12 protein-coding genes are annotated in these 12,070 nt (G+C 56.5%); 8 read left to right on the forward strand and 4 right to left on the reverse strand.

Annotation, left to right across the window (positions count from 1 at the left end; genetic code table 11):
• Nucleotides 1-88 precede the first annotated feature (88 nt).
• From ACT3R4_RS01485 to ACT3R4_RS01520, 8 genes are all read left to right on the forward strand, one after another.
• Nucleotides 89-1,696 carry a gamma-glutamyltransferase family protein gene (locus ACT3R4_RS01485; RefSeq protein ID WP_441676979.1) on the forward strand — a complete coding sequence of 536 codons (1,608 nt, stop codon included), beginning with the start codon at nt 89-91 and terminating at the stop codon, nt 1,694-1,696.
• Between the two features lie 129 nt (nt 1,697-1,825).
• Nucleotides 1,826-2,053 carry a hypothetical protein gene (locus ACT3R4_RS01490; RefSeq protein ID WP_496201192.1) on the forward strand — a complete coding sequence of 76 codons (228 nt, stop codon included), beginning with the start codon at nt 1,826-1,828 and terminating at the stop codon, nt 2,051-2,053.
• A gap of 87 nt (nt 2,054-2,140) precedes the next feature.
• Complete coding sequence (locus ACT3R4_RS01495; RefSeq protein WP_441676978.1) at nt 2,141-2,413, forward strand: hypothetical protein; 273 nt, start codon at nt 2,141-2,143, stop codon at nt 2,411-2,413.
• 171 nt (nt 2,414-2,584) lie between these two features.
• On the forward strand, nt 2,585-2,950 hold the full coding sequence (locus ACT3R4_RS01500) for a hypothetical protein (RefSeq protein ID WP_444621968.1): 366 nt from the start codon (nt 2,585-2,587) through the stop codon (nt 2,948-2,950).
• Nucleotides 2,951-2,993: 43 nt separating this feature from the next.
• On the forward strand, nt 2,994-3,386 hold the full coding sequence (locus ACT3R4_RS01505; protein WP_444665589.1) for a hypothetical protein: 393 nt from the start codon (nt 2,994-2,996) through the stop codon (nt 3,384-3,386).
• A 320-nt stretch (nt 3,387-3,706) separates the two neighbouring features.
• Nucleotides 3,707-5,059, forward strand: a complete 1,353-nt coding sequence (gene gdhA / locus ACT3R4_RS01510; RefSeq protein ID WP_193056240.1) for an NADP-specific glutamate dehydrogenase — start codon at nt 3,707-3,709, stop codon at nt 5,057-5,059.
• Between the two features lie 151 nt (nt 5,060-5,210).
• The gene (gene rnk, locus ACT3R4_RS01515; RefSeq protein WP_193053109.1) at nt 5,211-5,624 is read left to right on the forward strand and encodes a nucleoside diphosphate kinase regulator; all 414 of its coding nucleotides are present in this window, start codon (nt 5,211-5,213) and stop codon (nt 5,622-5,624) included.
• A 179-nt stretch (nt 5,625-5,803) separates the two neighbouring features.
• Nucleotides 5,804-6,313 carry an REP-associated tyrosine transposase gene (locus ACT3R4_RS01520; protein ID WP_441680232.1) on the forward strand — a complete coding sequence of 170 codons (510 nt, stop codon included), beginning with the start codon at nt 5,804-5,806 and terminating at the stop codon, nt 6,311-6,313.
• Between the two features lie 452 nt (nt 6,314-6,765).
• Here ACT3R4_RS01520 and cysQ read toward each other — a convergent pair whose 3' ends face one another.
• The 4 genes from cysQ to ACT3R4_RS01540 form a co-directional block, all read right to left on the reverse strand.
• Nucleotides 6,766-7,527, reverse strand: coding sequence for a 3'(2'),5'-bisphosphate nucleotidase CysQ (cysQ, locus tag ACT3R4_RS01525; protein ID WP_193054196.1), 762 nt, complete (start codon nt 7,525-7,527; stop codon nt 6,766-6,768).
• Nucleotides 7,528-7,767: 240 nt separating this feature from the next.
• Nucleotides 7,768-8,622: a UTP--glucose-1-phosphate uridylyltransferase gene (locus ACT3R4_RS01530; RefSeq protein WP_193054197.1), complete on the reverse strand. Its 855-nt coding sequence runs from the start codon at nt 8,620-8,622 to the stop codon at nt 7,768-7,770.
• Between the two features lie 55 nt (nt 8,623-8,677).
• Nucleotides 8,678-10,249 (reverse strand): phosphoglucomutase (alpha-D-glucose-1,6-bisphosphate-dependent), encoded by a 1,572-nt coding sequence (gene pgm, locus ACT3R4_RS01535; protein ID WP_441680234.1) that lies wholly within the window; start codon nt 10,247-10,249, stop codon nt 8,678-8,680.
• 606 nt (nt 10,250-10,855) lie between these two features.
• Nucleotides 10,856-12,022: a nucleotide sugar dehydrogenase gene (locus ACT3R4_RS01540; RefSeq protein ID WP_441679569.1), complete on the reverse strand. Its 1,167-nt coding sequence runs from the start codon at nt 12,020-12,022 to the stop codon at nt 10,856-10,858.
• Nucleotides 12,023-12,070: the final 48 nt, after the last annotated feature.

Here is a 12,070-nt window from a genome sequence, read left to right on the forward strand (position 1 = left end):
CAAGGCTATCAGAAGACGTTCATAAGATTATCCTGCTAATGTTGAGCCCTACAGTGGCCTGCCTGGCATATCGCATAAGGATAATCCAATGAACCTCGACCCTCATTACTACCCGGCCGCCTCCCGACGCATGGTGACGTTGGGTAAGCGCGGCATGGTCGCCACCTCCCAAACGCTTGCCGCCCAAGTGGGTACCGATATTCTGCGTAATGGCGGCAACGCGATTGACGCGGCTATTGCGACAGCCGCCGCACTTACCGTGGTTGAGCCCACCTCCAACGGCATTGGCAGCGATGCATTTGCTCTGGTGTGGGTGAAGGATACATTACACGGTCTTAATGCCAGCGGCAGAGCCCCAGTGGGGATTAGCATTGACGCCGTGCGAGAGCTTGGCCTGGATGCGATGCCCGCCCACGGACTAACCCCAGTGACCGTACCCGGCGCCCCCGCTGCCTGGGCCACGCTTTCTGAGCGCTTTGGCACGCTTCCCCTTGCGACACTGCTGGCCCCGGCGATTACCCTGGCCGAAGAGGGCTTTGCAGTTTCTCCCGTGGTGAGCCAGCTATGGCAAAAAGCCTTCACCCGTTACAAGCAGTACAACCGCCCAGAGTTTGCCCCCTGGTTTGAACACTTTGCACCACACGGCCATGCCCCAAAAGCGGGCGACATTTGGCATTCACCCGACATGGCCAACACGCTACGCGCGATAGCTGAAAGCGGCGCCAAAGCGTTCTACGAAGGCGAGCTAGCCGATGCCATGGATAACTTTTCGCGCCAGCATGGTGGCTTTCTTCGCAAGGAAGACCTCGCGGCCTTTAGGCCTGAATGGGTCGACCCTATTAGCATTCGCTATCGCGGTCATGATATCTGGGAAATCCCGCCCAACGGCAGCGGTTTAATCGCGCTACAGGCACTCGGCATGCTGGAAGCACTGGGCGATGAGCCACGCGATGCGGTTGAAGCGCTGCATCGCCGCATCGAAGCGACCAAGCTGGGTTATGTGGATGGGCTGCGTTATATCACCGAGCGAGAAGACATGGTACCAAGCGTCGAACAGATGCTCTCACCGGCCTACTTGGCGCAGCGTAGCAAGCTGATCGGAAACGAAGCCATTGACCCCGTACACGGCAATCCACTTCTGGGCGGCACGGTATACCTCGCCACTGCGGATGACGAAGGCAATATGGTCTCGTTTATCCAAAGCAACTTTGAAGGCTTCGGTTCAGGTATTGTCGTGCCAGGCACCGGTATCAGCCTGCAAAACCGGGGCTGGTCATTCTCGCTTAACGAAGAAGACGCCAACGTATTGCACCCCGGCAAGCGCACCTACCACACCATTATCCCCGGCTTTATCACCAAGGATAATCAAGCGGTCGGCCCCTTCGGCGTTATGGGCGGTTACATGCAGCCTCAAGGCCACGTACAGGTAGTTACCAGCCTACTGGAAGACAGGCTCAACCCACAGGCAGCGCTGGATCTACCGCGCTGGAAATGGGTCGCAGGCAAAACCGTTGAGGTGGAACCCGGTTTCCCTGACCACCTCGCTCAAGCGCTAGAGCGACGCGGGCATCACATTGTCAGGACGAACGATGCGCTGACCTTTGGCCGCGGGCAAATTATCCTACGCAACGCCGCCACCGGCACATTCCAGGGCGGCACCGAACCCCGTACAGACGGCGCCGTCCTGCCCGTATAGCGCCGGTAAACGCCATTACCGCGCCCGATGGTTAAGGCCACGCCTCACCAACATGGCAATTGTAGCGCGTGGTAACGCAGGCGAGGAACGAGCCTACGGCACCCGCGAAAGGCGGCGCCAGCCGCCCGGATGTGCCGCCTTGGCCTGGAACCACACCCAACCCTAACCCCGGCAGCGCAGGGCGCTGCTTTGCGCCGGGCCGCCGCTGCGGGTGCGCTTCGCTTACACCGCACTACGGTTGCAGCACTCTGCATCGATATGCGCAGAATTGTAGCGCGCGGTAACGCGGGCGAGGAACGAGCCTGCGGCACCCGCGAAAGGCGGCGCCAGCCGCCCGGATGTGCCGCCTTGGCCTAGAGCCGCACCCAACCCTAACCCCGGCAGCGCAGGGCGCTGCTTTTGCGGGTGCGCTTCGCTTACACCGCACTACGGTTGAGCCTCACCATGAACCACCACCGCGATAACAAATGCCGCGCCCGATGGTTGAATCACGCCACATCAGCATGGCAAATCGTAGCGCGCGGTAACGCAGGCGAGGAACGAGCCTGCGGCACCCGCGAAAGGCGGCGCCAGCCGCCCTGGTGTGCCGCCCTGGCCTGGAACCGCACCCAACCCCGGCAGCGCAGGGCGCTGCTTTTGCGCCGGGCCGCCGCTGCGGGTGCGCTTCGCTTACACCGCACTACGGTTGAGCCTCACCATGAACCACCACCGCGATAACAAATGCCGCGCCCGATGGTTGAATCACGCCACAACAGCATGGCAATTGTAGCGCGCGGTAACGCAGGCGAGGAACGAGCCTACGGCACCCGCGAAAGGCGGCGCCAGCCGCCCGGGTGCGCCGCCCAGGCTTGAAAACCGCACCCAACCCCGGCAGCGCAGGGCGCTGCTTTGCGCCGGGCCGCCGCTGCGGGTGCGCTTCGCTTACACCGCACTACGGTTACAGCATTCCGCACTGATATGCGCAGAATTGTAGCGCGCGGTAACGCAGGCGAGGAACGAGCCTACGGCACCCGCGAAAGGCGGCGCCAGCCGCCCGGATGTGCCGCCCTGGCCTGGAACCGCACCCACCCCCCGGCAGCGCAGGGCGCTGCTTTGCGCCGGGCCGCCGCTGCGGGTGCGCTTCGCTTACACCGCACTACGGTTACAGCACTCTGCATTGATATACGCAGAATTGTAGCGCGCGGTAACGCAGGCGAGGAACGAGCCTACGGCACCCGCGAAAGGCGGCGCCAGCCGCCCGGATGTGCCGCCTAGGCTTGAAAACCACACCCTAACCCCGGCAGCGCGGTGCGCTGCTTTGCGCCGGGCCGCCGCTGCGGGTGCGCTTCGCTTACCGCGCACTACGGTTGAAGCACTCCGCATTGATATGCGCAGAATTGTAGCGCGCGGTAACGCAGGCGAGGAACGAGCCTGCGGCACCCGCGAAAGGCGGCGCCAGCCGCCCGGATGCGCCGCCTTGGCCCGGAGCCGCACCCAACACCAACCCCGGCAGCGCGGTGCGCTGCTTTTGCGCCGGGCCGCCGCTGCGGGTGCGCTTCGCTTACCGCGCCCGATGGTTGAATCACGCCACAACAGCATGGCAATTGTAGCGCGCGGTAACGCAGGCGAGGAACGAGCCTACGGCACCCGCGAAAGGCGGCGCCAGCCGCCCGGATGCGCCGCCTTGGCCTGGAGCCGCACCCAACCCTAACCCCGGCAGCGCGGAGCGCTGCTTTGCGCCGGGCCGCCGCTGCGGGTGCGCTTCGCTTACACCGCACTACGATTGAGCCTCACCAACATGGCGATGATGGCTGGCGATATGCACCGCATTACGTTTAAATACCGTTTAACTGACTTTGTTAACATTCTGCTTTTCTAAGCAAAACACTGCGACTTTGGTCTAAATTCCACTATTTTTTTACTCATTCCGAAACGACATAGGGTATGCAAGAAAGCGCATCCCTCGTTTAATGTCCCTCAAATAGCTGACCAGCTAACAACGTCTTTAGTAATTACACATGGTATTTTTTCATGCCCTACGTTCACGATACGCTGTCCCGTTTAAAGCTTAGCAGCCCTGCTCAGGTTGAATTTTATCAAGCGGCAGAAGAAGTATTAGAGTGTTTGCGCCCTCTGTTTGAGCGTCAGCCGCACTACCTGCAGCACAGCATTATTGAGCGTATGGTCGAACCAGAGCGCCAAATCATGTTCCGCGTTTGCTGGTTAGATGATGCTGGCTGCGTACAGGTCAACAAAGGCTATCGTATTCAGTTCAACTCAGCCCTTGGGCCCTACAAAGGCGGCTTACGCTTTCACCCAAGCGTTACGGCAGGCACCATCAAGTTTTTAGGGTTTGAGCAAATTTTCAAAAACGCCTTAACCGGGCTGCCTATCGGCGGCGGCAAAGGTGGCTCTGACTTCGACCCCAAGGGTAAGTCAGACAACGAAATCATGCGTTTTTGCCAAGCCTTCATGTCAGAGCTTTACCGCCACATCGGCCCTACCCGCGATGTACCGGCTGGCGACATTGGCGTTGGCGCGCGTGAAATTGGCTATATGTATGGGCAGTACAAACGTCTGACAGGTCGCTATGAAGGCGTATTAACCGGCAAAGGCCTAAACTGGGGCGGCTCGCTTGGTCGTAAAGAAGCCACCGGATACGGCGCTGTTTACTTCGCGCAAAACATGCTGGCGGCCCGCGGCGAGACCCTGGAAGGCAAAACCTGCCTGGTATCCGGCGCGGGGAACGTGTCCATTTATACCATTGAAAAACTGTATGAGCTGGGCGCCACCCCCATCACCTGTAGCGACTCACGCGGCACAGTCCACGATCCAAAGGGTATCGACCTTGGGCTTCTTAAGCAGCTTAAAGAAGTCAAACGGGTATCGCTTGAAGAGTACCTAAGCGAGCACCCTGACGCGCACTACATTAGCGCACGGGATTATCCGCAAGGTGGGCATGCGGTTTGGCACATTCAGGCAGACGCCGCTTTCCCCTGTGCCACCCAAAACGAGCTAACCGAGCTTGATGCCAAAACGCTTCTCGCCAATCAGGTTACCTGTGTGAGCGAAGGCGCCAACATGCCTTCGACCACCGAGGCTGTTGACTGCTTCCTGGCCGCTAAAATTGCCTATGGCCCAGGTAAAGCCGCTAATGCCGGCGGCGTGGCGACAAGCCAGCTGGAGATGGCGCAGAACAGCAGCATGGAGCAGTGGCCCTTGGAAAAAGTTGACCAAAAACTCAAAGAGATAATGGCCAATATTTTCCAACAGTGCGCCACCACGGCGGAAGAGTTTGGCGACCCCACCAACCTGGTACTGGGCGCTAATATTGCCGGGTTCAGAAAGGTGGCGGATGCCATGATTGAGCAAGGAGTAATGTAATCGCCTTCCTCTGCTAGATCGCTTACACTGGTCATGGCAAACAGTCCTCCCTTTTCAGGGAGGACTGTTTTTATTGACAGCTATAAAATCGTTTATTTACTGTTAAATAAAAGTATCCGATTGATTTCAATGCTTTCCAAGGAGAGTGACCATGGGACAACGTCCTCCCATTACTATTAACCGTCTTGATGCAGAGCGCTTGCAGCGCTTGATTGATAACGCTACGGATAAAGAGCTTGCCGTGGCCACACTGCTTGAGGAAGAGCTATCCCGCGGGGAAGTGATTGATCCCCAGGAAATCCCCGACAACGTGGTCAGCATGAACAGCCAAATCCGCTTCACTGACTTAACCCGTGGGCGCCAAATGGTGCGTACACTGGTTTACCCCCATGCACTCAGCACGGTTGAGGACGGCATTTCGGTAATGGCACCCATTGGCGCGGGCCTTATCGGCCTTAAAGTAGGCGATATTATTGATTGGCCTTTACCCAATAACTCCGAAGTCCGCCTGCGTATCGACGCCATCTTGTGGCAGCCCGAACGCGAACAGCAGCACCATCGTTAAACGCTCTTACCGCCTTTTGGCACCATCGCGGGCGCGCCAAAGCCCTGCCGCGCACTACATTCAAACCTTGTAATGTGGCGTTAGCGCACCCGCGAGCAAAATGCCCTCAAGATGACATACACCTCATAAGCCATTAACCTTACCTCGTAATATTTATAATATTTTAAAGGAAGGCAGTAATGGCAATTTATCGGCGAGCCTACGTGCCCGGAGGCAGCTATTTCTTTACGGTCGTGACCCATTCACGCCAGCCGCTACTCGCCGATCAACTCAATATTAATGCGCTTGGGAGAGCTTTTCGTCGAGTACGCGAGGAGCAACCTTTTGTGATGGAGGCGTTTGTACTTCTCCCTGATCACCTCCACTGCCTTTGGACCCTCCCGGAAGATGATTCTGATTACTCTTCTCGTTGGAGAGATATCAAAAAGTATGCATCGAAAGATTTCCTCCTTCCCTCTGGAAACCCAAACGCTTGGCAACGAGGTTTTTGGGAGCACGTTATTCGGGACGAAAACGACTGGCAGCAGCATATCGATTACATTCACTATAACCCGGTGAAACACGGCTGGAGCAGAGCACCTCGCGATTGGAAGTGGTCAAGCTTCCATCAATACGTAAAAAAAGGGTGGTACGAAAGCGACTGGGGTTCAGAACGCATTCCCGACGTTTCCAAAATGGACTGGGAATAACAGCCTGTAAGTAGTATCTATTGCAAGGGGTGGTGCCAGCCGCCCGGATGTGCCGCACCCAATCCCGGCAGCGCGGTGCGCTGCTTTTGCGGGTGCGCTTCGCTTACACCGCACTACATGAACCTCTCCGTACCAATATAGCAAATCGTAGCGCGTGGTAACGCAGGCGAGGAACGAGCCTGCGGCACCCGCGAAAGGCGGCGCCAGCCGCCCGGGCGTGCCTCCTTGGCCTACCCCGGCAGCGCGGTGCGCTGCTTTTGCGGGTGCGCTTCGCTTACCGCGCACTACATGAACCTCTCCGTATCAATATAGCAAACCGTAGCGCGCGGTAACGCAGGCGAGGAACGAGCCTGCGGCACCCGCGAAAGGCGGCGTCAGCCGCCCGGATGTGCCACCTTGGTCTGGAGCCGCACTGCCTATGCATCATTTACGTGGTGGCGGCGCTTTTCTCGCTAATGCCCCCAAACAACAAAATCCGGGTTGAGGGTTTCGTTGGGGTTGGCATAACAAAGCGGGGTGCCGTCCAGGGTTACTACTCGTCCACCCGCTTGTTCGACGACCGCTTGCGCGGCGGCGGTGTCCCATAGGCTGGTGGGGCCGAGGCGTGGATATACATCGGCACTGCCTTCGGCGATGATGCCAAATTTCAACGAGCTGCCCATGGGCCTTGTCTCGTGGGGGCCTAGCTGTTTTAACCAATCTTCCAAATAGGGGCTGGCATGGGAACGGCTCCCCATTACGCGCCACGGGGTACCTTCTTTTGGCCTACCGGAAACATGAATAGCGACTCGCTGCCCGTACTTATCAATCTTAAACGCCCCCACGCCGCTAGCTGCGATATACGCCACGTTAAATACCGGTGCCAGCACAACGCCCAATACAGGCTTGCCGTTCTCGATGAGGGCGATATTCACCGTGAACTCATCATTACGCTTTACAAACTCTTTCGTGCCATCCAACGGGTCCACCAGCCAGTAGCGCCCGCTGGCATCCGGCCCGGTGAACGTCTCGCCCCCTTCTTCGGAAAGAATGGGGATCCCCTCTGGAAGCGCTTTCAGCTTGTCTAAAATAATCTGGTTTGCCGCGTTATCGGCGGCGGTAACGGGGCTGTTATCCGCTTTAATCGCTACATCGAACGGTTGAGCGTAAACACGTAAAATAGCATCGCCCGCCTCACGAGCAATCGCACATACTTCTGTTAACAATTCATTCATACCGCCCCCTTGTCTGCTACATCGTTTTAACCCGCACCCTTGGCTTTGTACGAAAACTGCTTGCGCTCGACCATACGGCGTTAAAAATCAGCTCAAAATACTCATTTACCCATGTAAACTCCGTTTTTTCTCTGATTTTTGCCTGGTCTGGCCTTCGCTCAGCGACTTTTCGTACAAACCCTAAAACGTAAAAGCCGCCAAAAATGGCGGCTTACGATGCAAACATATATACGTGCTAACTTACAGGTTATAGCCCGCTTCACGGGCAAGCGTGTTATTCGCTTGCAGCCAGCCTTCAATATGGCCGCAATCGAAGGTGCGCCCTTTCATTCGGAACGCCTGGACCTGCTGACCTTCCTGCATTAAGCGATCAATGGCGTCAGTCAACTGAATTTCATTACCAGCGCCAGGCGGCTGGTCGCGTAAAAGCTCCATAACCCGATACGGCAGAATATACCGGCCAATGACCGACAACCGTGAAGGCGCGTCTTCGGGCTTGGGTTTCTCGACCACGCCGCGCATATCCGCGCTTTCACCGGCGCTGGGCTCATCACAGTCAACAATACCATAACGATAAACATCTTCCTGAGGCACGGCTTCCACCATAATTTGCGCGGCGCTGCTGGCGTCCCAAAGCGCCACCATACGCCCCAAATCACAGGTATTACTGCTTGGCTGGGGCTTTACCAACACATCCGGAAGGATAACCGCAAACGGCTCATCGTTACCCAGTAAATGCGCAGCACAAAAAACTGCATGCCCCAAGCCCTTAGCATTTGCCTGGCGCACGCTGGTAATTTTAAGCTCTGGCGGGGCAATGGCTGCAAGCGTTGCCAGCAATGCATCTTTCCCCTTACTGGCCAGTGCGTCCTCAAGCTCAACATGGGCATCAAAGTGGTCTTCAATCGCCGATTTACCTGAACGTGTCACCAGGATAATTTCATTAATACCAGCTGCCAATGCTTCCTCTATAACGTGCTGAATTAAGGGGCGATCCACAACAGGCACCATTTCCTTGGGGATGGCCTTACTAATGGGCAACAACCGCGTACCAAAACCGGCGACGGGAATAATCGCTTTGCGCACCTGGGTCATTACTGATTTCCTTGTTTCATTTCGTAACGGGCGCCACCTGCTGGCGGGTAACGCGCTATAAAATAGCCGAAAGCAACGCCCTGGCGCTTTCAATCAACTCATCCAAATGCTCAGGGCCTTTGAAGCTTTCAGCATATACCTTGTAGAGCGATTCTGTGCCGCTGGGGCGTGCAGCGAACCAGCCATTTTCGGTGGTCACCTTGATACCTCCAATGCTCGCCCCATTACCGGGCGCTGTCACCAGCACAGCGGTAATCGCCTCTCCTGCCAGTGTTTGTGCCGTCACACTGTCACTGTTCAGCTTTTTGAAAGCCGCTTTTTCTTCAGGCGTACAAGCGGTATCGACTCGCTTATAGCAAGGCTCGCCAAAGCGCTGAGTCAACTCGCGATAATAGGCACTAGGGGTTTTACCAGTGACAGCTAAGATCTCTGCTGCCAGCAAGCACAGCGCGATACCGTCTTTATCGGTTGACCACGCTGCCCCATCGCGGGTTAACAGGCTGGCGCCAGCACTTTCTTCGCCACCAAAGGCCAACCACCCTTTATGCAGGCCTTCGACAAACCACTTAAACCCAACCGGCACTTCATAAAGCTCGCGGTTATGAGACGCTACCACCCTATCGATCATGGAAGATGATACCAGCGTCTTACCAATTTTTAGCGACGCCGCCCACTCAGGCCGATGCGTCATCAGGTAATCAATACACACCGCTAAAAAGTGGTTAGGGTTCATCAAGCCATTGGCATCCACAATACCGTGGCGGTCGGCGTCCGGGTCGTTGCCAAAGGCGATATCGAAGCGGTCTTTCACCGTTAACAGATTCGCCATCGCCGCCGAGCTTGAACAATCCATACGGGTTTTACCGTCGTGGTCGGGCGGCATAAACGCAAAGGACGCATCCACCTGAGTATTGACTACCTCCAGTGTCAGCGCATAGTGCTTTGCAACCGCCTGCCATACGGGCAGCGCAGTGCCGCCCATCGGGTCGGCTCCCAAGCGCAGGCCTGCCCGCTGAATGGCCTTCATGTCGATAACGCTGTTCAGGCTTGCCACATAATGAGCGGTAAAATCGTACTCTTGCGCATGGGCAAGTGCTTCTTCTAGAGAAACAAGCGGCACATCGTCCAGTTCGCGCAGCAAGTACGCGTTGGCACGTAACTCAATCCACGATGTCACGTCGGTATCGGCCGGACCACCGTGGGCGGGGTTGTACTTAATACCACCATCTTCAGGCGGATTATGCGACGGCGTAATAATCAAACCGTCGGCCAACGCTGCGTTGGACGCGTTGTGTTGCAAAATGGCGTGGCTAACCAACGGCGTCGCGGTATAGCCGTGGCCTTTTTCAACCAATACCGGTACGTCGTTAGCCACCAATACCTGCAGTGCACACTCCCAGGCTGGCCTGGAAAGCGCGTGGGTATCGAAGCCTAGAAACAGCGGGCCCTGGTAGCCTGCCTCACGCCGAAAATCCACCACGGCTTGAGTAATAGCAACAATATGAGCAGCGTTAAAGGTACGCTCACCTGCGCGGCCACGGTGGCCAGAAGTACCAAAGGCGACGCGTTCTTTGGCAACATTGGCATCGGGCATTTCGTCAAAAAATGCATTTATAATCGCTTCCATACAAACATCTTCCTAATCAGCTTAATCGTTGCTCTGCCGAGCCTGCCAAACGTGACGGCCTGTTGCTGGTCACTGATATATTGTGAGGCGCTAGCCTGCGGCACCCGCGAGAGGCGGTGCCAGAGCCGCCCGTGCATGGGCACCCAACGTCAACCCCGGCAGCGCTGTGCGCTGCTTTTGCGCCGGGCCGCCGCTGCGGGTGCGCTTCGCTTACCGCGCACTACATGAACCACTCCGCACCGATATAGCAAATCGTAGCGCGTGGTAACGCGGGCGAGGAACGAGCCTGCGGCACCCGCGAGAGGCGGTGCCAGCCGCCTAGGCATGGCAACCAACTCCAACCCCGGGCAGCGCGGTGCGCTGCTTTTGCGGGTGCGCTTCGCTTACCGCGCACTACACTACTCCGCATCGATATAGCAAATCGTAGCGCGTGGTAACGCGGGCGAGGAACGAGCCTGCGGCACCCGCGAGAGGCGGCGCCAGCCGCCCGGATGTGCCACCTTGGCCTACCCCGGCAGCGCGGTGCGCTGCTTTGCGCCGGGCCGCCGCTACGGGTGCGCTTCGCTTACCGCACACTACGGTTGAACCACTCCGCATGATATACGCTTAATCGCTGCCAAACAGGTCGCGGGTATATACCTTGGCTTCAACATCCTGAAGCTCTGGCACCATACGATTTGCTAAAATAATATCGCACTTCTCTTTAAATGCCGCTAAATCACGCATAACGGTTGAACCGAAGAACTTATCTTCTTCTAATACCGGTTCATAAACGACTACTTCTATACCTTTCGCCTTAATACGCTTCATCACGCCCTGCATGGCACTGGCGCGGAAGTTATCCGACCCTGTTTTCATAATCAGACGATACACGCCAACCACAGAAGGGTTACGACGCAGTACCGACTCTGCAATAAAATCCTTGCGCGTACGGTTGGCATCTACAATGGCCTGAACCATGTTACTCGGCACATCGGCGTAGTTCGCTAGCAGTTGCTTGGTATCCTTGGGCAGGCAGTAACCGCCGTAGCCAAAGCTTGGGTTGTTGTAATGGCTACCTATACGCGGGTCCAAGCCAACGCCCTGAATAATCTGCTTGGTATTCAGCCCCTGGGATTCTGCGTAGCTGTCCAACTCATTAAAGTACGCTACCCGCATGGCGAGGTAAGTATTGGCAAACAACTTGATTGCTTCGGCTTCCGTGCTATTAGTCAGTAATACTTCAATATGTTCGGCCGCCGCCCCTTGCTTTAAAAGCGCAGCAAAGGTTTCACCACGCTCGGAACACTCGCCCACTATAATGCGGGAAGGATACAAGTTGTCATAAAGCGCCTTGCCTTCACGCAAAAACTCCGGGGAAAAAATAAGGTTTTGGGTATTAAAGCGCGCCGAGGCCCCCTTGGTGTAGCCCACGGGCACCGTGGACTTAATCACCATAACCGCCTGGGGGTTAATACGCATCACCTGCTCAATCACCGCTTCAACACTTTGCGTATTAAAATAATGGGTTTGCGGGTCGTAATCGGTAGGGGTAGCGATAATGACAAATTGCGCATCCGCATAGGCCTGCTCGGCATCCAGCGTGGCTGAAAAACGCAGATCGTCACGCTGCAAAAACGCCGTTATTTCAGCGTCTTCAATCGGAGAGTGGCGATTATTCAGCAACTCAACCTTTTCAGGCACAATATCCACCGCGACCACGTCGTGGTGTTGTGCCAACAGCATAGCGTTGGAAAGCCCCACATACCCCGTACCGGCAACGGCAATTTTCATTTTTAGTTACTTCCTAAAGCTGAATAAAAAACGCACGAGTTAGTTTAT

Source organism: Halomonas sp. AOP7-E1-9 (assembly GCF_052376035.1).
GTDB classification, from domain to species: domain Bacteria; phylum Pseudomonadota; class Gammaproteobacteria; order Pseudomonadales; family Halomonadaceae; genus Vreelandella; species Vreelandella citrativorans.

Coding starts and splice junctions, on each gene's coding strand:
- ACT3R4_RS01495 (WP_441676978.1), top strand. CDS start 2,141: ATGAACCACCACCGCGATAACAAATGCCGCGCCCGATGGTTGAATCAC.
- pgm (WP_441680234.1), bottom strand. CDS start 10,249: ATGGAAGCGATTATAAATGCATTTTTTGACGAAATGCCCGATGCCAAT.
- ACT3R4_RS01530 (WP_193054197.1), bottom strand. CDS start 8,622: ATGACCCAGGTGCGCAAAGCGATTATTCCCGTCGCCGGTTTTGGTACG.
- ACT3R4_RS01485 (WP_441676979.1), top strand. CDS start 89: ATGAACCTCGACCCTCATTACTACCCGGCCGCCTCCCGACGCATGGTG.
- gdhA (WP_193056240.1), top strand. CDS start 3,707: ATGCCCTACGTTCACGATACGCTGTCCCGTTTAAAGCTTAGCAGCCCT.
- ACT3R4_RS01520 (WP_441680232.1), top strand. CDS start 5,804: ATGGCAATTTATCGGCGAGCCTACGTGCCCGGAGGCAGCTATTTCTTT.
- rnk (WP_193053109.1), top strand. CDS start 5,211: ATGGGACAACGTCCTCCCATTACTATTAACCGTCTTGATGCAGAGCGC.
- ACT3R4_RS01540 (WP_441679569.1), bottom strand. CDS start 12,022: ATGAAAATTGCCGTTGCCGGTACGGGGTATGTGGGGCTTTCCAACGCT.
- cysQ (WP_193054196.1), bottom strand. CDS start 7,527: ATGAATGAATTGTTAACAGAAGTATGTGCGATTGCTCGTGAGGCGGGC.
- ACT3R4_RS01490 (WP_496201192.1), top strand. CDS start 1,826: ATGTGCCGCCTTGGCCTGGAACCACACCCAACCCTAACCCCGGCAGCG.